General features: G+C 72.4%; 20 protein-coding genes. 11 read left to right on the top strand and 9 right to left on the bottom strand.

Annotated features, from left to right (window positions below; all coding sequences use genetic code 11):
- Positions 1-120 precede the first annotated feature (120 nt).
- The 8 genes from eccE to MDN94_RS16595 all read left to right on the top strand — a co-directional run bounded on the left by eccE (position 121) and on the right by MDN94_RS16595 (position 11,584).
- Positions 121-1,416 carry a type VII secretion protein EccE gene (gene eccE / locus MDN94_RS16630; RefSeq protein ID WP_482726547.1) on the top strand — a complete coding sequence of 432 codons (1,296 nt, stop codon included), beginning with the start codon at positions 121-123 and terminating at the stop codon, positions 1,414-1,416.
- A complete protein-coding gene (locus MDN94_RS16625; protein ID WP_441266349.1) occupies positions 1,416-2,135 on the top strand; it encodes a hypothetical protein in 720 nt (239 codons plus the stop codon). The genes eccE and MDN94_RS16625 overlap by 1 nt, the downstream gene beginning before the upstream one ends.
- A 283-nt stretch (positions 2,136-2,418) precedes the next feature.
- Complete coding sequence (locus MDN94_RS16620) at positions 2,419-5,523, top strand: SCO5717 family growth-regulating ATPase (RefSeq protein ID WP_482726546.1); 3,105 nt, start codon at positions 2,419-2,421, stop codon at positions 5,521-5,523.
- 199 nt (positions 5,524-5,722) lie between these two features.
- A complete protein-coding gene (locus MDN94_RS16615; protein WP_482726545.1) occupies positions 5,723-7,606 on the top strand; it encodes an ABC transporter substrate-binding protein in 1,884 nt (627 codons plus the stop codon).
- 3 nt (positions 7,607-7,609) lie between these two features.
- A complete protein-coding gene (locus MDN94_RS16610) occupies positions 7,610-8,659 on the top strand; it encodes an ABC transporter permease (RefSeq protein WP_482726544.1) in 1,050 nt (349 codons plus the stop codon).
- Positions 8,656-9,618, top strand: a complete 963-nt coding sequence (locus MDN94_RS16605; RefSeq protein ID WP_482726543.1) for an ABC transporter permease — start codon at positions 8,656-8,658, stop codon at positions 9,616-9,618. The genes MDN94_RS16610 and MDN94_RS16605 overlap by 4 nt, the downstream gene beginning before the upstream one ends.
- Positions 9,615-10,586 carry an ABC transporter ATP-binding protein gene (locus tag MDN94_RS16600; RefSeq protein WP_482726542.1) on the top strand — a complete coding sequence of 324 codons (972 nt, stop codon included), beginning with the start codon at positions 9,615-9,617 and terminating at the stop codon, positions 10,584-10,586. The genes MDN94_RS16605 and MDN94_RS16600 overlap by 4 nt, the downstream gene beginning before the upstream one ends.
- Before the next feature lie 14 nt (positions 10,587-10,600).
- Positions 10,601-11,584 carry an ABC transporter ATP-binding protein gene (locus tag MDN94_RS16595; protein ID WP_482726541.1) on the top strand — a complete coding sequence of 328 codons (984 nt, stop codon included), beginning with the start codon at positions 10,601-10,603 and terminating at the stop codon, positions 11,582-11,584.
- Between the two features lie 74 nt (positions 11,585-11,658).
- On the opposite strand, the gene MDN94_RS16590 is transcribed toward MDN94_RS16595, so the two are convergent.
- The 9 genes from MDN94_RS16590 to rimP form a co-directional block, all read right to left on the bottom strand.
- On the bottom strand, positions 11,659-12,615 hold the full coding sequence (locus tag MDN94_RS16590) for a bifunctional riboflavin kinase/FAD synthetase (RefSeq protein ID WP_482726540.1): 957 nt from the start codon (positions 12,613-12,615) through the stop codon (positions 11,659-11,661).
- Between the two features lie 41 nt (positions 12,616-12,656).
- The gene (locus tag MDN94_RS16585; protein ID WP_482726539.1) at positions 12,657-16,439 is read right to left on the bottom strand and encodes a serine protease; all 3,783 of its coding nucleotides are present in this window, start codon (positions 16,437-16,439) and stop codon (positions 12,657-12,659) included.
- 266 nt (positions 16,440-16,705) lie between these two features.
- On the bottom strand, positions 16,706-17,605 hold the full coding sequence (gene truB, locus MDN94_RS16580; protein WP_482726538.1) for a tRNA pseudouridine(55) synthase TruB: 900 nt from the start codon (positions 17,603-17,605) through the stop codon (positions 16,706-16,708).
- Complete coding sequence (gene rbfA / locus MDN94_RS16575) at positions 17,602-18,045, bottom strand: 30S ribosome-binding factor RbfA (protein WP_100109456.1); 444 nt, start codon at positions 18,043-18,045, stop codon at positions 17,602-17,604. Before rbfA ends, truB begins: the two co-directional genes overlap by 4 nt.
- 27 nt (positions 18,046-18,072) lie before the next feature.
- On the bottom strand, positions 18,073-18,366 hold the full coding sequence (locus tag MDN94_RS16570) for a DUF503 domain-containing protein (protein WP_005311234.1): 294 nt from the start codon (positions 18,364-18,366) through the stop codon (positions 18,073-18,075).
- A 178-nt stretch (positions 18,367-18,544) separates the two neighbouring features.
- The gene (gene infB / locus MDN94_RS16565; protein ID WP_482726537.1) at positions 18,545-21,640 is read right to left on the bottom strand and encodes a translation initiation factor IF-2; all 3,096 of its coding nucleotides are present in this window, start codon (positions 21,638-21,640) and stop codon (positions 18,545-18,547) included.
- 153 nt (positions 21,641-21,793) lie between these two features.
- The gene (locus MDN94_RS16560) at positions 21,794-22,072 is read right to left on the bottom strand and encodes a YlxR family protein (protein WP_364601568.1); all 279 of its coding nucleotides are present in this window, start codon (positions 22,070-22,072) and stop codon (positions 21,794-21,796) included.
- A 130-nt stretch (positions 22,073-22,202) separates the two neighbouring features.
- Entirely contained in the window at positions 22,203-23,198 is a 996-nt protein-coding gene (nusA, locus tag MDN94_RS16555; RefSeq protein WP_441266359.1) for a transcription termination factor NusA, read from the bottom strand.
- Positions 23,199-23,200: 2 nt separating this feature from the next.
- Positions 23,201-23,698 (bottom strand): ribosome maturation factor RimP, encoded by a 498-nt coding sequence (gene rimP / locus MDN94_RS16550; RefSeq protein WP_482726536.1) that lies wholly within the window; start codon positions 23,696-23,698, stop codon positions 23,201-23,203.
- 152 nt (positions 23,699-23,850) lie between these two features.
- Here rimP and MDN94_RS16545 point away from each other — a divergent pair, with 152 nt between their 5' ends.
- From MDN94_RS16545 to MDN94_RS16535, 3 genes are read left to right on the top strand one after another with little or no spacing between them, the layout of a single operon-like run.
- Positions 23,851-24,405 (top strand): hypothetical protein, encoded by a 555-nt coding sequence (locus MDN94_RS16545; protein WP_482726535.1) that lies wholly within the window; start codon positions 23,851-23,853, stop codon positions 24,403-24,405.
- Complete coding sequence (locus MDN94_RS16540) at positions 24,402-24,857, top strand: ferritin-like domain-containing protein (RefSeq protein WP_482726534.1); 456 nt, start codon at positions 24,402-24,404, stop codon at positions 24,855-24,857. The genes MDN94_RS16545 and MDN94_RS16540 overlap by 4 nt, the downstream gene beginning before the upstream one ends.
- Before the next feature lie 21 nt (positions 24,858-24,878).
- Positions 24,879-25,742, top strand: coding sequence for an aminoglycoside phosphotransferase family protein (locus MDN94_RS16535; protein ID WP_482726533.1), 864 nt, complete (start codon positions 24,879-24,881; stop codon positions 25,740-25,742).
- The last annotated feature ends 176 nt before the right edge of the window (positions 25,743-25,918 follow it).

Here is a 25,918-nt window from a genome sequence, read left to right as displayed (position 1 = left end):
TGATCGGTGGTGCTCGTGGGGCGGGTAGGGTGATCCAGCCGCCGGAAGCCTTGCTGGGCGGGGCTGGACAGGGGTGATCGGGATGAATTGGGGCCTAATGAACCGGGGGGTGCCGGAGTAATGGCGTCCGCAACGCGCGCGCGGCCCGCGGCCCGCAGACAGTCCTCCGCACGACCGCCCGCCCATTCCTCCGGCCCTGGCGCACCCCGTCTGCGGGCACGGCCCGGCCACTTCGGAACATTCCGACTGCAACAACTCGTCCTGGTCGAGATCGCCGCCGCCCTGCTGCTGGTCGCCTGGGTCGCCGACCCGCTGCTCCTGGTACCCGCCGGTGTCCTGGCGGCCGTTCTGGTGCTGCTGGCCGTGGTGCGCAGGCATCGCCGGTCGCTGCCCGAGTGGCTCTCCACCGTGTTCGCCCTGCGCGCGAGGACGCGCCGGGCGAAGTCGCTGACCATCGAGCCCGGGACCGAGCCGGGACTGGCTCCCGTCGTCGAATGCGACCCGGCGCTGCGGACGTACACGTACAGCGACCGGGACCGGCGGCCCGTGGGGATGATCGGCGACGGCACGTTCCTGACGGCCGTCCTCCAGGTCGAGGCGGACGCGACGGCGCTGCGGCCGGAGCGCATGGCGCGGCCGCTCCCCATGGCCCTGATCAAGGACGTCATGGAAGTGGACGGGATCCGGCTGGAGTCGGTCCAGATCGTCCAGCACACCCAGCCCGCTCCGGCTCCGCACCTGCCTCAGCAGTCCGTCGCGGCACGCAACTACGCGCCGCTGCAGGCCCAGACCGGCTCACCGGCGCTGCGCATCACCTGGATCGCGCTGAAGCTCGACCCGGAGCTGTGCCCGGAAGCGGTGGCGGCCCGCGGCGGCGGCATCGAAGGCGCACAGAAGTGTGTGGTGCGGACAGCGGACCAGTTGGCCAGCCGCCTGACCGGAGCCGGCTTCCGGGCGACCGTACTCACTGAGCAGGAACTGACCTCCGCCCTCGCCACGTCGTCCTGCGCCAGCCCCATGGCCATCGCCCAGGCGGGCAGGGCGGAGGTGCCCGCGCGGCGCACTCAGGAGACCTCCCGCACCTGGCGCGTCGACGACCGCAGGCACACGACGTACTGGGTGGGCCGGTGGCCCCAACTCGGCGGCGGCGGGGCCCAGATGCCGCAGCTGGTCGCGCTGCTCACGTCGATCCCCGCGCTCGCGACGACATTCAGCCTGACCCTCGGCCACGGCGACCGGCAGGGGGTGACGGTCACCGGACACGTCCGGATCACGGGACGCAGCGACGAGGAACTGGTCACCGCACGCCACGAACTGGAGCGGGCGGCCCGTGGTGTGAAGACGGGTCTGGTGAGGCTCGATCGTGAGCAACTGCCCGGAATGCTCGCCACGCTGCCGCTCGGGGGAGCCCGCTGATGTCTGCACCTGCCGCAAAGCCGCGTATCGGTTTCGGTCTCATCGGGCCCCGCAGGGACCGGCACGCGATGACCCTCGACCAACTGGCCGCCCTCACACTGCCGGTCGGTGACGACGGCGTGGTCATCGGCGTCGACGCCGAAGGCAGGCCCGCCGTACTGGGCATCAACCGCCCCACCCCGTACGACGTGACACTGATCGGTGGCCTGTGGACGGCCCAGGTCCTCGCGCTGCGCGCCGCCGCGACCGGGGCCAGGGTCACGGTCGAGACGGGTCGCGCGCCGGCCTGGACCGCGCTCGCTCAGGCCGCGGGCGGCGGACAGCAGTGCATCTCGCTGCACGACGTGGGCCGGGTGCCGCCGCAGGGCGCTTCCGCCGGGAGCCCCGTGGTCGTCGTACGGGACTGCGGAATGCGGCCGCCGCGCGGCCGGGTCGTCTCCGGGCCCTGGCAGTCGGTGCTGACGCTCCTGCCGTATCTGAGCCCGGTCGCGCCCCGGTTGATGGAGAAGTCGGGACTCGTCGGCGTCCAGCGTGTCTCCCCGGACGAAGCACGGCAGATCGGACGCATCATGCATCTGCCTCAGGCCGAGACCGAGGCGCTGTCCACGCTCGCCGACGGAGTCACCCTCTGGTGCACGCCGCGGGACCGGCAGTTCGTCATGACGCAGGCCACCGATGCCGAGACCGGATTGTTGGGCAGCGCACGGCGAATGGACTGAGCGGGCGGTTCCGTTCAGGGTTGTCCCGCTTTGGTCTGCCGGATTTCTCGCGCTCCGGTGGAGAAGGGTCACCTGTGGGCAGGGCGTGACGCACGGGACAGCGGCCGACGGCCTGACGGGCCTGACGGAGTGGCGTTGTTGGCGATTAGGGTGGGTCGGGGCGCGGCACAAGAACCTACGGGTGTGCCGACAGCGTCCCAGGGGGAGAGCCGGGCCGATCCGAAGAAGGCGGTGGCCCCCACCCACGACGGCACAAGGGTGCTCGACCACACCAGGAGGCAAAGTGAACGGCGATCGGGACGACATCCACGGGGGCTGGAACATTCCCGTCGACGAGTCCGACGCGGAGCCCGCCGAGCTGACGGGTGAGTTCACCATCGACTACACCCCGCCTGCCTGGTACACACAGAACGCGTCGGGTGACACTTCTGGTGGGGGAAGCGGGGCGCAGACGCCCCCGCCACCCCCGCCGCAGGGCGCGCCCGTCGCGGTGCCGGGACTGCCCTCGGGCAGCGGGTTCGAACCCAACTGGTCGCAGACGCCGCCGCCCGCGCCTGCGCCCGCCCAGCAGCAGGAGTCCACGCCGCAGGAACCCGCGCCCGTCGCGCCTCCGGCGGTTCCCGCTTCCGCACCCCTGCCCGAGGCCGAGCAGGCGCCCGCCCCGGCCGAGCCCGCGCAGGCGTCGACGACACCGCAGGCGCCGGAGTTGTCGTGGCAGTCCTTCGGCGGCGGGGACCTGGAGAGCGGCGCGACCATGCGCTTCTCCCCCGCCGCGCTGAAGCGCGAGATGGCCGAGCTGGCCGCCGCGGAGGCGGGCGGGACGGACGCAGAGGCGGCCGACGGCCCGCAAACGGAGACGGATACGGAACCGGCTGCGGAGCCCGAGGCCCCGGTGGAGACGCAGACCGTGCCGGAGGCCGAGGCCGAGGGCGCCGCCCCCGACACCGCTGTGACGGACGACGCCGACGATCCCCGCCGTGCCGACGGCCCGGACAGCGACGCCTCCGAAGAGCCCGTGGCCGACGACGCATCGACCGTCGACGGCCCGGCCGCCGACCTGAGCGGCCATGAAGGCAGCGCAGGCGAGGAAGGCGACGACGCGGCCGTCACGGACTCCGGTCCGCAGGCCGACGACGAGCCCTCCGACGCCACACCCGCTCCGGCCGCCCCCCAGGACACCGCACCCCCTGCCCCTGCCGCCCCGCAGGACGCCCCCTCGGGAGCCGCGCCGTGGGCGCCCGCTCCCGCGTCGCCGCCGCAGGGCGGTGGACTGCCGCCTCTCCCGCCCGAGTTCCAGCCTGCGGCGCCGGCGGCCGCGCCTCAGTGGACCGTGCCCGCACCGGCCGCGGACCCGGCCGCCCAGGTACCCGCCCAGGCGGCCCCCGGCTACGGCTTCCCGCAACAGGCGCAGCAGCAGGCACAGCAGCAGCAAGGGCAGCCCGGCGGGCCCGTGCCCCCCGCCCCGCAGGGCGGCTACGGCTTCCCCCAGCAGGGTGTGCCGGGGCAGCCCCCCGCCGCACCCCAGGGCGGCGGCTACGGCTTCCCGCAGCAGACCGGGCCCGTCGCACCGGCGCAGCCCGCGCCGGCGCCCGCGCCCGCGCCGCAGGGCGGTTACGGCTTCCCGCAGCAGGCCGGGCCGGGACAGGCCCCCGGCGCGCCGCCCCAGGGCGGTTACGGCTTCCCCCATCCGGGTCAGCAGCCCGGTCAGCCGGGGCCGCAGGCGGGCCACCCAGGACAGCCGCAGCCCGGACAGCAGCAGGCGCAGCCGGGCGCCCAGGTACCGCCGCAGAACCAGGGTCAGCCGCCCCAGGGCCTGCCGCCGCAGGGCCACCAGCCCCCGCAGGGCCAGGCGCCGCACGGTCAGCCTCCGCAAGCGCCCCAGCCCGGTGGGGCCCACGCCTACCCGCAGCCGCCCGGTCCGGCCGTGGACCCGCGCACGGGTGGTGCCTGGCCCACGCCGGTCACGCACGACCAGCGTGAGCGTTCCGTGCCGGGAGCTCCGCTCGGATACACGGCCGCCGTCGAGCTCTCCTCCGACCGGCTCCTTCGCAACAACAAGCAGAAGCCGAAGTCGAGCCGTAACCCCTCCGGCGCCACGCGCTTCAAGCTCGGCGGCAAGAAGGAGGAGGCCGAGCGGCAGCGCAAGCTCGACCTGATCCGCACGCCGGTTCTGTCCTGCTACCGGATCGCGGTCATCTCGCTCAAGGGCGGTGTCGGCAAGACAACGACCACCACGGCGCTCGGCTCGACCCTCGCCACGGAGCGGCAGGACAAGATCCTCGCGATCGACGCCAACCCTGACGCCGGAACGCTCGGCCGCCGGGTGCGCCGCGAGACCGGGGCGACGATCCGGGACCTGGTCCAAGCGATCCCGTACCTCAACTCGTACATGGACATCCGCCGGTTCACCTCTCAGGCGCCCTCCGGACTGGAGATCATCGCCAACGACGTGGACCCGGCCGTCTCGACGACGTTCAATGACGAGGACTACCGGCGCGCGATCGACGTGCTGGGCAAGCAGTACCCGATCATCCTCACCGACTCGGGCACCGGCCTCCTCTACAGCGCCATGCGCGGTGTGCTGGACCTGGCCGACCAGCTGATCATCATCTCGACGCCCTCCGTCGACGGTGCGAGCAGCGCCTCGACGACACTCGACTGGCTGTCCGCCCACGGGTACGCCGAGCTGGTGCAGCGTTCCATCACGGTCATCTCCGGGGTCCGCGAGACCGGCAAGATGATCAAGGTGGACGACATCGTGCAGCACTTCCAGACCCGCTGCCGCGGCGTGATCGTGGTGCCGTTCGACGAACACCTCGCGGCGGGCGCCGAGGTCGATCTCGACATGATGCGGCCCAAGACCCGTGAGGCGTACTTCAATCTGTCCGCGCTGATCGCCGAGGACTTCGTCCGCGCCCAGCAGCAGCAGGGGCTCTGGACGGCGGACGGCAACCCGCCGCCCCAGGCGGCCCCGCCGATGCCGGGCCACGGGCAGGGGCAGTGGCAGGGACACCCCCAGGGGCAGCCCCAGCAGCCGCACACGCAGCACCCGCAGGGCCACCAGCCCGCCCCCGGCGGACCGGTGCCCGGTCAGCCGTACCAGCCGCAGCCCCACCAGCCTCAGCACCCGCAGCAGCCCCAGCCGCCGTACGGCATGCCTCAGGGACAGCACCCGCCGCAGGGCTGGCAGCAGCAGCCTCACCAGCAGCCGCCGCACCCGCAGCAACCGCATGTGCAGCAGACCGCAGCGCCGGCGGAACCCGCCGGTCCGACACCTCCCGCGGCCGGCGGAACCGATCAACAAGGACACGTTCCGCCCGGCCAGTTCCCGCCCGGCGGATGGCCGCAGCAGCAGCCTCCGCAGGCACCGCCAGCCCCTCAGCAGTAACGCGACAGAGGTCTTGACCAATGAGGGCCCGCACCGACTCCCCGGTGCGGGCCCTCGTCGCATTCCCGCAGCCCACAAGGGGTTTGAGCGGCCGTTGACGCGGCATGACCACCCTGATAAACCTTCGCTTCACCAACTGGCGAACCAGAGATCACCAACCGGCCCTCTCCGTGCGAGCAATGACGCGAGGTCACTGTCCATGGTCACAACGGTTTCACCCAAGAGAACCCGGCAACGCCCCCGCTTCCGATTGGTCCTGGCCACTGGCGCCGCGGCCACGGCACTGGTGACGGCGGGGGCCGTGGCCCCCCAGGCCCAGGCCCAGCCGCAGGACCGGTTACTCGCCCAGTCGCAGGCGCGGGCGGCGGGCGCCGACGACGGCAAGCAGGTCCTCACCGTCGCCGTGTCGCAGAGCATCGACTCGCTGAGTCCGTTCCTGGCGCAGCGCCTGGTGAGCACCTCCGTCCACCGCCTGGCCTACGACTACCTGACGAACTACGACGTCAAGGACGGCCACACCGTCCCGGGGCTCGCCACCGCGTGGGAGCCGTCCGCCGACAAGCTGACGTGGACGTACACCATCCGCGACGACTCCAAGTGGTCGGACGGCAAGCAGGCCACCGCTGAGGACGCGGCCTGGACGTTCAACAAGATGATGACGGACGAGAACGCCGCCACCGCCAACGGCAGCTTCACCGCCAACTTCAAGAAGGTCACGGCTCCCGACCCGAAGACGCTGGTCATCGAGCTGAAGAAGCCTCAGGCGACGATGACGGCGCTCGACGTGCCCATCGTCCCGAAGCATCTGTGGGAGAAGGTCGACGACTTCTCCAAGTTCAACAACGACAAGCAGTTCCCGATCGTCGGCAACGGCCCGTTCGTCATAACGGACTTCAAGGTCGACCAGTATCTGAAGCTGAAGCCGAACAAGGACTTCTGGCGCGGCACGCCCAAGTTCGACGAGCTGGTCTTCAAGTACTACAAGGACGGTGACGCGGCGGTCGCGGCCCTTCAGAAGGGCGAGGTGTCGTTCGTCCAAGGCCTGACCCCGGCCCAGGCCGATGCGCTGAAGAGCGCCGAGAACATCAAGGTCAACGACGCTCCCGGCCGTCGCTTCTTCGCGCTCGCCACCAACCCGGGCGCGCGGTCCAAGGACGGCAAGAAGTTCGGCAACGGTCACAAGGCGCTGCTCGACCCGGTCGTGCGCAAGGCGCTGTTCCACGCCACCGATCGCGCCACCATCGTCGACAAGGTCTTCCAGGGCCACGCCGTCGAGGGCGAGGGCTACATCCCACCCCGCTTCGAGTCGTACTTCTGGAAGCCGGAGGCGAGCCAGAAGATCGCGTACGACCCGGCCAAGGCGGCCCAGCTTCTGGACCGGGCCGGATACAAGAAGAACGCCGACGGCAAGCGCCTGGACAAGGACGGCAGGCCGCTCGACTTCCGGATCCTCTGCCACGCCACCGACCCGAACGACAAGGCGATCGGCAAGTACCTCCAGGAGTGGTGGGGCGAGCTCGGCATCGGACTGAAGGTGGAGTGCCTCGACAACGTCTCCGACCCGTGGCTCGCGGGCGACTACGACCTGGCCTTCGACGGCTGGTCCGTCAACCCCGACCCGGACTTCGTCCTGTCGATCCACACCTGCGCGGCACTGCCCGCCACGCCCAAGGACACCGGCGCGACGGACAACTTCATCTGCGACAAGCAGTTCGACGACCTCTACGCCAAACAGGCCGTCGAGTACGACGCGGCCAAGCGCGCCGACCTGGTCAAGCAGATGCAGTCGCGGCTCTACGACACGGGCTACATGAACATCCTCGCGTACCCGAACGCCGTCGAGGCGTACCGTACGGACCACATCAAGTCCATCACGACGATGCCGGAAGCGGCCGGCAACATCTACGGCCAGGACGGCTACTGGAGCTGGTGGTCGGCGGAGCCGGCCGCGTCCGACAGTGGTTCGGACAGCGGCTCCTCCGCGGGTGTGGTGATCGGCATCGGCGCGGTCGTCGTCCTCGCGGCCGCTCTCGGGCTGTTCGTCGCGATGCGTCGCCGTTCCACCGCGGAAGACCGTGAATAGTCGATGAGCACCACAAGCACCACCGGCACGACCGCTGTGGCGCGGGCCTCCGAGGCCCGCGCCGCGCGCGGCAACGTAAGCGCCTATCTGCTCTATGTGGCGGGCAAGATCGGCGGAGCGGGGGTCTCCCTCGTCGCCGTTCTCGTCACCAGCTTCTTCCTGTTCCGGATCATCCCCGGCGACCCGGTGAAGGCCATGACCCATGGCATGCCGACGTCGGCCGAGCAGATGGCCACGCTGAGGCGGCAGTTCGGCCTCGACAAGCCGATGTGGCAGCAGTTCACCGACTACTGCACCGGCGCGCTGAGCGGCGATCTGGGGATGTCGTACCAGTTCCGTGCGCCCGTCGGCGAGCTGATTCTCCAGAAGGTACCGGCGACGCTGCTGCTCACGGGTGTGGCGGTCGTCATCTACTCGGCCATCGGACTGTGGCTGGGCACCCGCTCCGCCTGGCGGCACGGCAGCCTCGGCGACAAGCTCAACACGGGCGTGGCGCTCACCCTGTGGTCGGTGCCCGGATTCTGGCTGGGCCTGCTGCTGATCATCACCTTCTCGGTGGGGCTCGGCCCGATCCCGGGGATGTTCCCGACCGGAGGCATGGAGTCGGGCACCGCGAGCGGCTTCGCGTACGTGGCCGACGTCGCCCATCACATGGTGCTGCCGGTCCTCACGCTGGTCGCCGTCGGGTACGCGCAGACGCTTCTGGTGATGCGCTCCTCGCTGCTCGACGAGATGGGCAGCGACTACCTGACGACGGCACGGGCCAAGGGCCTGCGTGACGACGTCGTACGGCGCCGGCATGCCGTTCCGAACGCGCTGCTGCCGACCGTCACCATGGTGTTCATCAACCTGGGTCATGTGGCCGCCGGTTCGATCCTGGTCGAGACGGTGTTCTCCTGGCCCGGGCTCGGCGGGCTCTTCTACCAGGCGCTCAGCGTGCCCGATCTGCCGCTCGTCCAAGGGCTGTTCGTCGTCTTCGCCGGCGCGATGATCGTGATGAACCTCCTCGCCGACCTTCTGTATCCGCTGCTCGATCCCCGGGTGGGCCGATGACGACGACACCGACGCCGCCGACGAAGACCACTCCCTCCGCCCCGGCCGGCCCGGTCGGGAAGAACGCCCCGACGGCGAGGTCCCTGACGTGGGCGCGCCGCCGGCATTCGGCGGCCCGCTTCTGGACTTCGTACCGCGGCCACCGGGCAGGGCTCTTCGGTCTCGCCGCGCTGGCACTCATCGCGCTGATCGCGCTCGCCGCGCCGCTGCTCGTCGGGGGCGATGTCCAGAGCGTCACCAACGCGCCGGGCACGGCGATGGAGAAGCCGAGTGGCGAATTCCCGCTCGGCACCGACCAGTTCGGCCGCTCGCTGCTGGGACTGCTGGTGTGGGGCGCTCGGATCTCGCTGACCGTGGGTCTGCTGGCCGCGGCACTGTCGGTCGCCATCGGCACTCTCGTCGGCATCATCGCCGGTCACTACGGCGGCTGGTTCTCCACCGTGCTGATGCGGATCACGGACTGGTTCCTGGTCATGCCGGCACTGGTGCTGGCGATCGTGCTGGCGACCGTGATGTCCCGCAACGTGTGGACGGTCATCCTTGCCATCGGCGTCACCAGCTGGCCCACCACGGCGCGGCTCGTCCGGGCGCAGACCATCGCCGTGGAGTCCCGCCCCTACATCGAACGCGCCAAGGCGCTCGGTGGCGGCCACCGGCACATCATGAACCGGCACGTCCTGCCCAACGTGATGCCGTTGGTCCTCGCCCAGACGACACTGGGCATCTCCAGCGCCATCCTCACCGAGGCGACGCTCGCCTTCCTCGGGCTCGGTGACCCGACCGTCGTCTCCTGGGGCGGAATGCTCCAGGACGCGCGTGAGGCGGGCGCCGTCTCATCGGGCCACTGGTGGTATCTCGCCCCGCCCGGAATCGCCATCGCACTCGTGGCGCTCGCCTTCACCCTGTGCGGGCGCGCGATCGAGTCCGTACTCAACCCGAAGCTGGGAGTGGCGCGTTGAGTGTGCTCGAGGTCAGGAACCTCCATGTGACCTACGGCTCGGGGAAGCACGCCGTGCCCGCCGTCCGCGGTGTCGACCTGTCCCTCGGGGCCGGGCAGAAACTCGGTGTCGCGGGCGAGTCGGGGTGCGGCAAGTCGACGCTGGCCCTCGCCCTGCTGCGGCTGCTGCCTGCCTCCGCCCGGCTGACCGGCGAGATCATGCTCGACGGCGAGGACGTCCTCACGATGAAGTGGGGCCGGCTGCGGGCCGTGCGGTGGGCGGGCGCGTCGATCGTCTTCCAGGGCGCGATGCACTCCCTGAACGCCGTGCACCGCGTCGGCGACCAGATCGCCGAGCCGATCACGCTGCACCGCGGGTCGACACCGGCCGAGGCGAGACGCCGTGTCGGTGAGCTGCTCCAGCACGTCGGGCTGCCGTCCGCCCGGGCGGACGCGTACCCGCACGAGCTGTCCGGTGGACAGCGCCAGCGCGTGATGATCGCCATGGCTCTGGCCTGCGATCCGCAGCTGATCGTCGCCGACGAGCCGACGACCGCCCTGGACGTGATGATCCAGGCGCAGATCCTGCGGCTGATCGAGCAGTTGGTCGCCGAGCAGGACATCAGCCTGCTGATGATCAGCCACGACCTGGGCGTCCTCGCCGACACCTGCGACCGGCTCGCCGTGATGTACGCGGGCCGGGTCGTGGAGGAGGGCCCGGCCCGCGCCGTGTACGGCGCGGCGGAACATCCCTATGGGCGGGCCCTGTCCGCCGCGTTCCCGCGCATCGGCGACCCGGCCTCCCGCCGGGCCCCGCGCGGGCTGCCGGGCGACCCGCCCGACCCGTCGTCGCTTCCGGGCGGCTGTACGTTCCACCCGCGCTGCCCCGTCGCCCTCGACTCGTGTGCCGAGCAGGACCAGGAGCTGATCACGGCGGGTGAGGGACACCGGGCCGCGTGCGTGCTGGTCGGGGCGGAGAAGCAGCAGTGACACAGGAGCACGTCATGACCACGCCCTCTCCCCTGCTCTCCGCCACCGGACTGCACGTCACCTTCCCCGGCCGCCGCGGCGGGCCCTCCGCCCGGGCCGTCGACGGCGTCGACCTCGACATCGGCGCGGGCGAGATCGTCGCCCTGGTCGGCGAGTCCGGCTGCGGCAAGACCACGCTGGCGCGTTCCCTCCTCGGCCTGGTGCCGCCCACCTCCGGGCGGGTCACCTTCGGCGGGGAACCGCTCGGGTACGCCTCGCGCGCCCTGAAGGCGTACCGCAAGCGGGTGCAGCTGGTGCTCCAGGACCCGAGCGGATCGCTCAACCCCCGGCACACCGTGTACGACGCCGTGGCGGAGGGCCTGCGCATCCACGGCTACGCGGGCGACGAGCGCGCGGCGGTCGCCCAGGCGCTGTCCCGGGCCGGACTGCGCCCGCCTGAGCGCTTCTTCCTCCGCTATCCGCACGAGCTGTCGGGCGGCCAGCGGCAGCGCGTCGTCATCGCGGGCGCCCTCGTGCTGGAGCCCGAGCTGATCGTCGCCGACGAACCGGTGGCCTCCCTCGACGCCTCCGTACGCGGCGAGATCCTGGCGCTCCTGTTGCGGCTGCGGGACGAACTGAGGCTCTCCGCGCTGGTCGTGACGCACGACCTGGGCCTCGCCTGGAACATCGCGGACCGGGTGGCGGTGATGTATCTCGGGCGGATCGTCGAGTCGGGGCCCGTGGAGGAGGTGCTGACGTCACCTCAGCACCCGTACACCAAGGCGCTGTTGTCGGTGCTGCCGGAGTCGGAGTCCGCACCGGTGGTACTCACCGGCGAACCGCCGGACCCGTCCCGCATCCCGGAGGGCTGCCGCTTCCACGCCCGCTGCCAGGTCCTGGCGTCGGGCGAGGCGGCCCGTGCCGGCGTGGCCGACCTGTGCCGGTCGCGGGAGCTGCCGATTCTGGCGAACGCGCCCGGACCGCAGGTGGCGTGTCACTGGGCGACAGCGGCCGGCTGAGGCTCGTTCGCCGGGGCCTGCCCGGGGCTGCCTCGCCCCGGGCAGGCGCGAGGGCCGGCCTGCGACGGGTCGGGTCAGTGACCGGCGTCGTACGACGCTGTGAGCTCGCGGCACTTCTTCACGTCGTCCGCCATCGCCACGAGCAGCGAGTCGATGGTGTCGAACTTCTCCTGGCCGCGTACGTACGCCAGGAAGTCCACAGTGACGTGCAACCCGTACAGCTCGAGTCCCACCCGGTCGATCGCGTACGCCTCCACGGTCCGCTCCGTACCGTCGAACTGGGGGTTCGTGCCCACCGAGATCGCCGCCGGCATCCGCTCGCCGGCTGCCGTCAGCCAGCCCGCGTACACGCCGTCGGCGGGGATCGCCGTGTGCGGCAGGGTTTCGACGTTGGCCGTCGGGAAGCCCAGCTCGCGCCCGCGCTGGGCACCGCGCACGACGACGCCCTCGACGCGGTGGGGGCGGCCGAGGACCTCAAGGGCCCCCTCGACGTCGCCCTCCGCGATCAGCCGGCGGGTGAGGGTCGAGGAGAACGGCTCACCGCCGCCCGCCTCGCCCCGCACGTACAGGTCGACGACCTCGACCTCGTAGTCGTACGTCCGGCCCATCTCCGCGAGGAAGGAGACATTGCCCGCCGCCCGGTGGCCGAAGCGGAAGTTGGGGCCCTCGATGACCGCCCGCGCGTGCAGCTTGTCGACCAGCACCTTCACGATGAAGTCGGACGGTGAGAGCTTGGAGAACTCGGCGGTGAAGGGCAGGACGAGCACCGCGTCCACGCCGAGCTCGGCCATCAGATCCGCACGGCGGTGGTGCGGTGCGAGCAGCGGCGGGTGGCTGCCCGGGCGGACGACCTCGCTGGGGTGCGGGTCGAAGGTCACCACGACGGACGGCACGCCCAGCTCGCGCGCCCGCTGCACCGCGCGCCCGATGATCAGCTGGTGTCCGCGGTGCACGCCGTCGTAGGAGCCGATGGTGACGACGCTGCGTCCCCAGTCCTGGGGGATGTCCTCCAAGCCACGCCAGCGCTGCACTGTGACCGCTCCTCGCCCGAACCTGTGTACGTGATTGCCGATTACGCAGGTCTAAGACTGCCATGCCCGGCGGCCGGGGTCGGCATCGGCATCGGGCTCCCCCGTATCCCGAGAGCCCGGCAGGCCTCCACCTCGGCCCATTGCTCCGGATCCACGATCGGCCAGCGTGCCATGAGCACGGCGAAAGCGGGCACCTCGCGGGCCAGCTCGGTGAGCCTCCGGTCGAGGCACGCCGCGCCCTTGGGGGTGCGGACGAGCAGCAGGCCCGTCCGGTGGACCAGCGACCGGGTCCGCTCCTCCTCGCGCGTCCCGCAGCCGTGTGCGGCGGCACGCAGCAGGTCGTCGAGGACGGTGAGGTCGCGGGCCTCGTACTGCTCGTACCGCAGCAGGACCTCGAGAAGCTCGGCGCGCAGCGGGCGGGAGGCGGGAGCCCCTGCCGCGGCGAGCACGGGCGCGAGAGCGCCACGAACCCGGGCCGGCCGGCCGCGCACGAGGTGGGTGACGAGCGGGAACAGCACGTCCCGCCCGTCCGGTCCGTGCTCGAGGCGGCGGTGGACGTACGCGGCGGCGTGCACCGCGCCGTCCGGGCGATGGTCGACGTACTCGCACACGAGGGCGGCAGCCCGGCGGGCCACGGCCGGGGTGGTGGCGGCATCGGCGAGCGCGGCGAGCGTCTCTCCCGCTCGGGAGGAGGCCTCCGGCCTCAGCAGCCGGCTCCGGAAGGCGGCGAGCACGGGGCGGGGATGGGTCGTCAGCGCGTCGGTGAGGGCGTCGGCGGGCAGGCACGGGTCGCCGGCGGCGAAGAGCTCGAGGGCCCGCAGCAGATGCCGGTCGCGGCTCACCGGGTCGCGGACCAGCAGGGTGAGTGCGGGGCCGTGCGCGCCCCGGGTGCCGGCGAGCAGGGCGCGGGCGGCCCGCCGCAGCAGTTCCCGGTCCGTGTCGCTGACGGCCGGGGCCGCGATGAGCGGCCCGTAGGCGGCGGCTGCCGTCCGACGCCCGGGCCGCGGGTCGCGGGCCCAGCGGTCCACGGCCCGGCACATCGCGGACGGTTCGTCCTCCGCGAGCGCACGGAGAAGTTCGCCGGCACGGGGGTGGGAGGTGTCCGCGAGGGCTTCGGCGAGATCGTCGGGCGCGAGGTCCCGGCGGGCGTAGAGCAGCGCCTGTGCCGCGGCGCCCACCGTGGGGCGCACCGTCGCGCCGGGACCCACGTTGAGGGGCGTGTCGTCGTAGAACCACCGGCACAGCAGCGGCTGCACGGCCGCGGGGTCGGCCGCCAGCCGCGCGTCGGCGAGTTCCAGGAAGTGGGGGGTGGCGGTGCCGCTCGGCGGGTAGGGGTCGCCGGGCAGGAGCCGCCGCAGGAGGTCGAACCTCGCCGGGTCCCCGAGCCGCAGACCGGCCCAGAAGGCGTGCCCGAAGGCGTCTCCCGGCCGTGCCGCCAGCCGTTGCAGGACGGCGAGGCACGGCTCGGCGTCCTGCAACCGGCCGAGCACCTCGTGCAGCAGCCTGGAGGCCCACCAGCGAGCGTCCGGGTCCCGCCTGCCGTGGGCGTCGTCCTGGACCACGTCGGCCAGTTCGGCGAGCCGGTGCGCCAGTCGGTGTGCGCCGCGCTCCCGGCCGAGGTACAGCAGGGCCTGGGCGACGGGACCGATGCGATGCCGGGGCACGGGCGGCGGGCCGTCCTCACCCGGACCGTCGTGCTCGCGGCGGTGGACGAGCGAGCGGAGCGCCGCGTCGACGTCGAGATGCGCGCCCTGGATCCAGTCGGCGAGCTCCTCATGGGCGAAGCGGTAGCCGCTGCCCGCCGGGACGAGCAGGGTCTCCGTGAGGACCGCCGACGCCCAGCCGCCCGCCCAGGGGAACAGCTCCTCGAACGAGGCGCGGTCGAGTTGGCCGTGACCGGTCCCGAGGCAGCGCCGGGCGGCCTCGTGCACCCTCCCGGCCACTCGGGCGGCGAGCCGGCGGACGGCGGTGCCCCGGGGCGGGGACCCGGCCGCGGCGGCGATGCGCACCGCGATCCGCAGGGAGAGGAGGTCGAGGTAGGCGCCGAAGACGTCGTCCCGCCCCGGTGCGCCGGGCACGGCACCGGGCAGGGCACGGTGCACCTCCGAGAGGAGCCTCAGCACGTAGGGATGCCGCGCGTCACGGGCATCCACGCTGCCGGGCCCCAGCCCGTACCTCTGCCGCGCCGACCCGGCCTGTTCGGGGGTCAGGTCGCCGAGACGCACGACGGGCGGCGGCTGCGGGTCCCGGACACCGGGGCGGGGACAGCCCGGCCCCACGGCGAGCGGCGGCGGGACCACGACCGGCAAGCGGGGCCCCGGCACCGTGCGTTCCGCCTCGCCCGCGATCAGCGGCGCGGCGGGCGCCCGGAGAGCTTGGGCTGCCTTCGCCGCATGTGGTCCGTGTGCGCTGCGAGCTGCATGCGCCGTTGGCCCCGCGTGTGCTGCCTGCGCCGCGTGTGCCGCATGAGCTGTACGGGCGGTGTGTGCCGTCTGCGCCGCTTGTGCTGCCTGTGCGGCAGGGCCCCGCACCGCCTGCGCCGCCGCAGCCCCTTGCGACCGCGCCGGGCCCCGCAGCGGCGCGGGCGGGGCGACTTCGGCCTCCGCAAGGCCCGCCCCGGCCGGCCCTTGTGCCGCCCCGCCGACCGGGCGGTACAGCAGGTGCGGTGGGTAGAGCGCCCCGGCCTGCTCCCAGTGCTCCGGACGGCATGCCACGACCAGCCGGGTGCCGGAGGCGGCCAGCCACGCCACGGTGGCCGCCGCCCAGCCCGGCAGCGCCGTCGCCGTCGCGAGTGGCATCTCCTCCAAGCCGTCGAGGACGACGAGCAGCGGCCGGCCCGCCTCGGCGGCCAATCGCGCCACCCGCTCCGCGTTCGCACCGCGTTCGCGGCCGTCCGCCTGCTCCGGTACGGCGACGACGCGGGCGGCCCCGCGCAGTGCGCGGGCCACGGCGTCGGCAAGGCCGGTGTCGCCGGCCCGGACGTCGGCGCCGCGCAGCCACAGCGTGGGCGCCGGCCGCGGTCCCCGGGCGCGGCGTGCGGCAAGCGCGCGCAGCTCCGTCGTACGGCCCGTGCCTGGTGCGCCGGCGAGTCCAAGGACCAGAGCCGCGCCGTCGTGTGCGGTGAACGCCGCGAACTCCCGCGCGACCTCGGGCCGCGGGACGGGCTCCGGCCTTGCGTCCGGACCGGCGGCCTGGGCGAGCGAGGTCGCGGTCAGCTCCAGTACCGCGGCCAGGTTGAGGTCCGGTCCGTACGCGGCCGCGGTGGCGGCGTTCCTGCGCAGGAGCTCGGCGTGCGGCTCCGAGCGTGCGGTGCCCAAGGGGTGCGCGAGCGCGGCGGAGGTGGCCGTGCCCGGCGGCGGTGGGGCGGCGAGCACGCCGAGGACCGCTCCGGTCGCCGCGTCGAGCACCGGCCCGCCGGTGGCTCCGCCCACGAGGCGCAGGGCGTCGCTGCCGTCCGTGCCGATGGCGAGCTCCAGGACGCCGTGAGTGGCGGCGAGTACGCGCGCCTCACGCCAGCCGCCCGCCACGAGACGCACGTACGTACCCGGCTCCACGCGTTCGCGCGCCCCGATCGGCAGGGGCACGACGCGAAGGCCGCTCGTGTGCAGGAGGGCGAGGCCGCTGCCGGGCAGCGGGGTGACGGAGTCGGCCTCGATCGCGGGTCCGCCGCCGTCCAGGGGCTGGACGACGGGCCGGGGAAGGCCATGGACCACGTCATGCCCGGTCACGACCGTTCCGAGGTCGTCGGCGACGAAGCCGGTGCCGTACGGCCGACCGGCCGGATCGCAGATCCGTACCAAAGTTGCGAGGTCAGCGCGTCCCATACGGACGACGTTAGGCAGACGATGATCAAGAAGAGAAGCGCGGATCTCGAACGCGCCCCCCAGTGCACCCCGGTTCACTCCGAGCGCCTGCTCGAAGGGGTGAATCCAGGGGCCTGGGTGGATAGACACTGTGCGGGGGAATCGAGGGGGGATCGTGGGGCGGACGGCGAAGCCGTCCGCCCCACGACGAAACGGGCCCCCGACGAAGCGACGCCCAAGACAGGACGCCGGCAGCCTCGGTCCCCCAGGACCGTCACGCGCTCGGGTCAGCCGAAGACGGCCAGGCTCTTCGCCTTGCCGTTCTGCTCCTCCACGAGCGCCAAGAAGCGTCCGTCGGGCCCGAAGACGGCCACCGGAGCGCGATCGTGGGCCGGCATGTCGAGCCGCACGCCGTTCGTGAGCAGCTTGGCCCGCCGCTCGTCCACGTCCCACCGGGGGAACGCGGCGGCCGCCGCCTCGGCGATCGGCATCACGGTCAGCTCCTCCTGGAGCTGGTCGAGGGTCTTCGCCGCGTCCAGGCCGTACGGGCCGACCCGGGTGCGCCGCAGCGCCGTCAGGTGTCCGCCCACTCCGAGCACGGCGCCGAGATCGCGGGCGAGCGCCCGGATGTAGGTGCCGGAGGAACAGACCACGGACACGACCAGGTCGACGACGGGCAGGCCGTCCTCCGTGGTCGTCGGGCGGACGTCGTAGACGCGGAAGGAGGAGACGGTCACCGGGCGGGCAGGGATGTCGAACTCCTCGCCGCCGCGCACCCGCGCGTACGACCGCTTTCCGTCGATCTTGATGGCGCTGACCTTGGACGGCACCTGCATGATGTCGCCGGTGAGGCCGGCGACACCCGCGTCGATGGCCTCACGCGTGACGGCCGAGGCGTCGGCGGAGGAGGTGACCTCGCCCTCGGCGTCGTCCGTGACGGTGTCCTGGCCCAGCCGGATCGTGCCCAGGTACTCCTTCTCGGTCAGCGCGAGATGCCCGAGAAGCTTGGTGGCCTTCTCGACACCCAGCACCAGTACGCCGGTGGCCATGGGATCGAGCGTCCCCGCGTGTCCGACGCGCCGGGTCCTGGCGATCCCGCGCATCTTGGCGACGACGTCGTGCGAAGTGAAGCCCGACGGCTTGTCGACGATGACAAGTCCGTCGGGCGTGACGGTGCGCTGCGTCATTCCGAGGCTTCGTCCTCGTCCTCGGGCTTGCGGTACGGGTCGGCCTCGCCGGCGTACGTGGCGCCGGAGGACACCTCGCGGACCTTGGCGTCCGAGGCGCGCGCCTTGTCGAGGAGGTCCTCGATCGTCTTGGCGTTCTCCGGGAGCGCGTCGGCCACGAAGGTGAGGGTCGGCGTGAACTTGGTACCCGCCGCCGCGCCGACCGCCGAGCGCAGGATGCCCTTGGCGCTCTGCAGGCCCGCAGCGGCACTGGCCCTGTCCTCGTCGTCGCCGTAGACCGTGTAGAAGACCGTGGCCTCCCGCAGGTCACCGGTGACGCGGGTGTCCGTGATGGTCACGTGCGAACCCAGGCGGGGGTCCTTGATGCCACGCTGCAGCTTCTCCGCGACCACCTCCCGGATGAGGTCTGCCAGCTTTTTCGCCCGCGCGTTGTCGGCCACTGGTCCGTCTCCTTCTTTGCCTTGCATTCAGTCTTCGTCGCTGTGGAGTCTGCGTCGTACCGACAGCAGCTCCACCTCCGGCCGGGCGGCGACGAGGCGCTCGCACCGGTCGAGTACGTCCGTGAGGTGCCCTGTGTCCCCGGACACCACGGCGAGGCCGATCTCGGCCCGCCGGTAGAGGTCCTGGCCGCTCACCTCCGCCGCGCTCACCGCGTACTTCCGCTGGAGCTCGGCGACGATCGGTCGGACCACGGAGCGCTTCTCCTTCAGCGACCGTACGTCGCCGAGAAGCAGATCGAAGGACAGTGTCCCCACATACATGTATGTCCGGATGTCCCGCCGGTCCGGGTTCGTCGTGCCGGGGGTCCGGGGCTTCCCGCCGGACCGGCACGGTCGGGTCCCCGCCGTACTTGGCAGGGACACCCAAACCGTACACGCAACGGCCGGGGCCGATCGACGGAAATACTTCCGCCGACCGGCCCCGGACGAGTGCCGTGCGTCAGCCGCGCGGCTTCTCGCGCATCTCGTACGTCGCGATGACGTCGTCGACCTTGATGTCGTTGAAGTTTCCGAGGTTGATACCACCCTCGAAGCCTTCGCGGATCTCGGTGACGTCGTCCTTGAAGCGACGCAGACCCTCGATGTTGAGGTTCTCCGCGATGACCTTGCCGTCGCGGATGAGGCGTGCCTTGGTGTTGCGCTTGACCTCGCCGGAACGGATGAGGACACCCGCGATGTTGCCCAGCTTGGACGAGCGGAAGACCTCGCGGATCTCCGCCGTACCGAGCTCGACCTCTTCGTACTCCGGCTTGAGCATGCCCTTGAGGGCCGCCTCGATCTCCTCGATGGCCTGGTAGATCACCGAGTAGTACCGGACGTCGACGCCCTCGCGCTCCGCCATCTGCGAGGCACGGCCGGCCGCGCGGACGTTGAAGCCGATGACGATGGCGTCGGAGCCCATCGCCAGGTCGATGTCCGACTCGGTGACCGCACCGACACCGCGGTGCAGCACCCGGATGTCGACCTCTTCGCCGACGTCGAGCTGGAGCAGCGAGGACTCGAGAGCCTCCACCGAACCGGACGCGTCGCCCTTGATGATGAGGTTGAGCTGCTGGACCTCGCCCGCCTTGAGCACCTTGTCGAGGTCCTCGAGGGACACCCGGCGGGTGCGCTTGGCGAATGCGGCGTTGCGCTCACGGGCGGCACGCTTCTCGGCGATCTGACGGGCCGTACGGTCCTCGTCGACGACCAGGAAGTTGTCGCCGGCGCCCGGGACGTTGGTGAGACCGAGGACGAGGACCGGGGTCGACGGACCCGCCTCTTCCACGTTCTCGCCCTTGTCGTCGAGCATCGCGCGGACACGGCCGTACGCGTCACCGGCGACCATCGTGTCACCGACGCGCAGCGTGCCTCGCTGGACCAGGACGGTCGCGACGGCGCCGCGGCCACGGTCGAGGTGGGCCTCGATCGCAATACCCTGTGCGTCCTGCTCGGCGTTGGCCCGCAGGTCGAGCGAGGCGTCCGCGGTCAGGACCACGGCCTCCAGCAGGGAGTCGATGTTGAGACCCTGCTTGGCGGAGATGTCGACGAACATGGTGTCGCCGCCGTACTCCTCGGCCACCAGACCGAACTCGGTGAGCTGACCGCGCACCTTGGTCGGGTCGGCGCCCTCGACGTCGATCTTGTTGACCGCGACCACGATCGGCACGTCGGCCGCCTTGGCGTGGTTCAGCGCCTCGATCGTCTGCGGCATCACACCGTCGTTCGCCGCCACCACGAGGATCGCGATGTCGGTGGACTTCGCACCACGGGCACGCATGGCGGTGAACGCCTCGTGACCCGGGGTGTCGATGAAGGTGATGGCGCGCTCTTCGCCGTTGACCTCGGTGGCGACCTGGTAGGCACCGATGTGCTGCGTGATACCGCCGGCCTCACCCGCGACGACGTTCGTCTTGCGGATGGCGTCCAGCAGCCTGGTCTTACCGTGGTCGACGTGACCCATGACGGTCACGACCGGCGGACGGGAGACGAGCATCTCCTCGCCGCCCTCGTCCTCACCGAACTCGATGGAGAAGGACTCGAGAAGCTCGCGGTCCTCTTCCTCCGGGCTGACGATCTGAACGGTGTAGTTCATCTCGTCGGCGAGGAGCTGAAGGGTCTCGTCGGAGACGGACTGCGTGGCAGTGACCATCTCGCCGAGGTTCATCATCACGGCGACGAGCGACGCCGGGTTGGCGTTGATCTTCTCCGCGAAGTCGGTGAGGGACGCACCGCGCGACAGGCGAACGGTCTCGCCGTTGCCGCGAGGCAGCATCACACCGCCGACCGACGGGGCCTGCATGGCCTCGTACTCCTGGCGCCTCTGCCGCTTCGACTTACGGCCACGACGGGCCGGGCCGCCGGGACGGCCGAAGGCGCCCTGCGTGCCACCACGGCCACCGGGACCGCCGGGACGGCCACCGAAGCCGGGACGACCGCCGAAGCCGCCGCCACCGCCGCCGGGGCCACCGCCGCCGGGACGACCGGCGAAGCCGCCGCCGCCACCGGGACGACCGCCGCCGCCACCGCCGCCGGGACGACCGGCGAAGCCGCCGCCACCACCGGGACGACCGGCACCGCCGGGACGGCCTGCGCCGCCCGTGCCGGGACCGCGACCGCCGCCACCGGGGCCGCCACCAGGACGGGGACCGGCGGCAGGACGCTGCGGCATCATGCCGGGGTTCGGACGGTTACCGCCGGGCGCGCCACCGGGAGCACCGGCACGCGGAGCCTGCGGACGGGGCATACCGCCGGGGGTCGGGCGGGCACCGCCCTGGCCCTGCGGACGCGGGGCGCCACCGGGGCCGCCCTGCGGACGCGGAGCGCCGGGAACAGCGCCGCCGGGGCCACCGGGGCCGGGACGTGCGCCACCCGGACGGGGCGCCTGCGGACGCGCCATGCCCGTGGAGCCACCGGACGTGAAGGGGTTGTTGCCCGGACGGGGACCGGCCGGACGGCCGCCGGGACGCGGGGCGCCCTGGCCGCCGGCGGGACGCGCCGGACGCTCGCCGCCACGGCCGCCGTCACGCTGGCCGCCGTCACGCTGACCGCCGGCCGGGGCCGGACGGGCAGGGCGCGGACCGGGGGTGGCACCCGCGGGACGCGGGGCCTGCGGTGCGGCGGGCTGGGCCGGAGCCGGGGCCGAGAACTCGGCAGCGGGCACCGGAGCCGCCGGGGCGGGCTTGGCCGGCGCGGGCTTGGGACCCGGTGTCGGACGCGGTCCCGGAGCCGGGGCCACGGAAGAGGGGGTGCTGCTCGCCGGGGCCGGCTTGGGGGCCGGTGCGCCGGGCTTGGGGGCAGCAGGACGTCCCGCCTGCGCCGAGGGCGCGGCAGGCTTCGAAGGCGTCGCCTTGCGGGGCGCGCCGGGCTTCGCAGCGGACTTGCCGGCGTTGCCGCCGGGCCCCTGCAGTGCATCAGTCAGTTTGCGTACAACCGGCGCCTCGATCGTCGAGGACGCCGAACGGACGAATTCACCGAGTTCTTGGAGCTTGGCCATGACGACCTTGCTCTCTACGCCGAACTCCTTGGCGAGTTCGTATACCCGGACCTTAGCCACTTCGCTCCTTTTAGGTCCGGGTTACCGCCGGACCGTCGCTACTTCATGGGCGTACTCATCGCGTACTCATCGAGTGCTCATCGCAATCTCGACCTACTTCCAACTCGCGAGGTACCTGACCGCACGGGGGTATCCGTGCCGTACTTCTTTCTCTTACGGTGCTGCCTGCTCGACATACCGCCGCACTGCGGCGGTATCGAGCGGTCCCTGGGCCCGGAAGGCCCTCGGGAACGCCCGGCGGCGGACCGCCAGGTCGAAACAGACCAAGGCGGGGTGCACGTACGCACCCCGGCCGGGCAGCGTACCGCGATCATCGGGGACGCACTCGCCCTCGATCACCACGATCCGCAGCAGATCGCTCTTGGCCGCTCGCTCCCGGCATCCCACACAGGTTCGCTCAGGGCACACGCGGGCATGCGTCCGGCCAGACACGGTTAAGTCTACCTCCCCGCACCGACCTCACCCCTTGGGGGCAAAAATCGAACGGTTGTTGTCCTGATCCTTGTGAGATCTTGGTCGGCTCCCGTCCTCACTGCAACGGGATTCGGCCCCTGCCCATTCCTCAGCCCTGGTCGGGGCCCTGCTCGGTGTCGGGGCGGATGTCGATGCGCCAGCCGGTCAGGCGGGCGGCCAGGCGGGCGTTCTGCCCCTCCTTGCCGATCGCCAGCGACAGCTGGTAGTCCGGGACCGTCACCCGGGCGGAGCGGGCGCCGAGATCGACGACCTCCACCTTGCTGACCCGTGCGGGCGACAGCGCGTTCGCCACCATCTCCGCCGGGTCGTCGGACCAGTCCACGATGTCGATCTTCTCGCCGTGCAGCTCGGCCATGACATTACGCACACGGCTGCCCATCGGGCCGATGCAGGCGCCCTTGGGATTCAGGCCGGAGCGGGTCGAACGGACGGCGATCTTGGTGCGGTGGCCGGCCTCGCGGGCGATCGCGGCGATCTCCACACTGCCGTCGGCGATCTCCGGAACCTCCAGCGCGAAGAGCTTCTTCACCAGGTTCGGGTGGGTGCGGGACAGGGTGACGGAGGGACCGCGCACACCCCTGGCCACACGCACCACATAGGTGCGCAGGCGCAGACCGTGCGTGTACTCCTCGCCGGGGACCTGCTCCTGCACCGGCAGGATCGCCTCGAGCTTGTCGTCCAGCCTCACCAGGACGTTCTTGGGGTCCTTGCCCTGCTGGACCATGCCCGCGACGATGTCGCCCTCACGGCGGGCGTACTCGCCGAAGGTGACGTCGTTCTCCGCGTCACGCAGCCGCTGCTGAATGACCTGGCGGGCCGTGGTGGCGGCGATCCGGCCGAAGTCGGAAGGAGTGTCGTCGAACTCCTTCGGCTCCTGCCCCTCCTCCAGATCGGCCGGGTCCTCCTTGGCCCACACGGTCACGTGACCGGTGTTCCGGTCGAGCACCACACGGGCGTGGCGGCGACTGCCCTCGGTGCGGTGGTACGCGATGAGGAGGGCCGACTCGATGGCCTCGACCAGCAGGTCGAAGGCGATCTCCTTCTCCTGGGCCAGGCCCTTCAGGAGCTTCACGTCGATGTCCACGGCTACGCCTCCTCTTCCTTCTTGTCCTTGCGGTTGAACTCGATCTCCACGCGGGCCTTCACGATGTCGTCGAAGGCCACCCGGCGGGCGGTTGGCTTGCGCCCCTTCACACCGGGCACCTCGAGGTCGAGTCCCTCGTCGTCCACGGTCAGGAGGCGGGCCACCAGATCCCCGCCCTCCTTCAGCTGCAGTTTGACCAGGCGGCCGGTGGCGCGCACGAAATGACGGCGCTCGGTCAGCGGCCGGTCGGCGCCGGGGGAGCTGACTTCGAGGACGTACTCGTCCTCGCCCATCACGTCCGTCTCGTCGAGCTTCTCGGAGATGGCGCGGCTCAGCTCGGCACAGGCGTCCAGTTCCACGCCCTCGTCGGAATCGACGGTGATCCTCAGCATGCGGCGCCGGCCCGCCCGGGAGATCTCGATCTCTTCCAGATCCAGCTCCGCGGCGCTGACGAGCGGCTCAAGCAGCCCGCGCAGCCTCTCGCTCTGGGTGGTGCTCATCCGGGTGACTCCTCGGCCGCGTGTGCTGTTGTGGGATCGTCGCGTGTCGAAGAAAGGGTATCCGGTCGCGGGGGGTGTTGCCGTCCACCCGCCCGGGAGCCGCAGGTACGCTCGCCTGCGGCGATGATCACTGCGAGCCCGAGGAGACACGCGTGGGGCGCACGGGGACGACACGCAGACGTGCGCTGTTGGCGACGGGGGCGGCCGCTGCCGCCATGTTGACGGGCTGTTCGAACGACTCCCCCGCGACGCGGCGCCCGTCCGGCCGTTCCGCGGACCCGGCCCGCGCGCAGGCGGCGCTGCGGGCACGGCTCGCGGCCGCGAGCACGGCGCTCGGCGACGAGTACGACGCCGTCATCGCCCGCCACCCTGAGCTCGCCGAACGGCTGACACCGCTGCGTACCGCGGTCGCCGCGCACGCCGTGGCACTCGCCGGCGGCCGGCCCGGGCAGACGTCCGCCGCTCCCTCGCCGTCCGTCACGCCGTCCACCGCTCCCCCGGTCACGCCGTCCGCCACCGCGGCCGGCTCCGTCCCGGAGGACCCCGCCGCCGCGCTCAAGGCCCTGGCCGCGGCGGAGCGCCGCACCTCCGACAGCCACACGGCCGCCCTCGCCGACGCGGAGCCGGAGCTCGCACGCCTCCTGGCCTCCGTCGCTGCGGCCGGTGCCGGGCATGCGTACCTGCTGACGAAGGGGGAACCGCGTTGACCACGCTCGACTCACGGGACGACACGGCGCGCGAACTCGAGGCCCTCCAGGCCGCGCTCGCGGCGGAACACGCCGCCGTCTACGGATACGGGGTGGTCGGCGGCCGGGTCGGCGAGGACCGCGAGAACGAGGCCGCCGCCGCTCACGCCGCACACCGCTCACGGCGGGACTCACTGGCACGCACCGTGCGCGACCTCGGCGGAAAGCCCGCGGCGGCCGCCGCGGGCTACGCCCTGCCCTTCCCCGTGCCGGACGCCGTGGCCGCGATACGGCTCGCCGCCGTCCTGGAGGAACGGGTGGCGGCGGTCTACTCCGATCTCGTACGGGCCGCGGAAGGTCCGCTGCGGCTGGATGCCGCGGGCGCGCTGCGCGAGGCGGCGGTCCGCGCGGTGCGCTGGCGCGGCAGCGGCGTAGCCTTTCCTGGGCTCGCCGAGCGGGCCGGCCGGGACTGACGGGGAAGGAACAACGGGCGTATGGCTTTCGAACCCCCGCAGCGGCTGGTCCGGGCACTCGGTGAGGACGACGCGTGGCTGACGCGGCTGCCGGAAACGGTCCAGGAGACCGTGGACCGGCGGAAGCTGGACGTCGAACGGACCGTGGTTCCGGGTGGCCGGAGCAGCCTGCTCCTTCTCGTACGGCAGCCGGACGGCACACCCGCCGCGTTGAAGCTGGCGCCGCCGTCGGCGGTCCCGGGGCGCGAGGCGTCCGCGCTGGAGCACTGGAACGGCTGGGGCGCGGTACGGCTGCTGGACGCCGCCGACGGCGAACTCCTGCTGGAGCGGCTGCACCCCGAGGTCTCGCTCCGCTCGCTCCCTGAAGCCAAGGCGCTGCTGGAGGCGGCGGGAACGGTGCGGCGGCTGTGGGTCGAGGTGCCGGCCGGCCATGCCTTCGAGACGGTGGCGGACCGTACGGCACGGCAGGCGGCGGCGATGCGCAGCTCCGTGGAACCGCTCGTAGCGGCCGCGTTGGCGGCGCGGGACGAACTGGTCGCGGCGGCACCGGAAGAGCTGCTGCTGCACGGCAACTTCCGCCAGGGGAAGGTGCTTTCCGGCGACCGCGCGCCGTGGCTGGCGGTCGGGCCCGAGCCCGTGGTCGGCGAACGCGCGTACGACCTGGCCCGCCTCGCCCGCGACCGCGTCGAGGACCTCGTCGCGTCCTCCGCCGGCGCGTCGGCGGCCCGCCGCAGGCTGAACCGCCTCGCGGACTCCCTCGAGGTCGACCGCGACCGGCTGCGCGGCTGGACGCTGTTCCGCGCGGTGGAGTCGGGTCTGCGGGCGGTGGCCGCGGGGCGGCGCGCGGAGGGGGAACTGGCACTGGAGTTCGCGGGCTGGCTGTAGCCGGTCCGCGAGCGTGCCGCTGCGCGGGGCCGTTGCCCCACCCCGCCCCTTCCCGAACCGGGCTCCGCGCCCGGACCCCCACGCCTCGAACACCGTGCGAGGCCGACAAAGTCAGCCCGCATGGGGACACCTCCCACGGCCGCCGGGCCGTAGGGGGAGACTGAGGGCACGGCCGA

It is taken from the genome of Streptomyces sp. WAC00040, from assembly GCF_056835925.1.
Note: the sequence above shows the minus strand (reverse complement) of the source record. Positions and strands in the feature narration are given on the sequence as shown.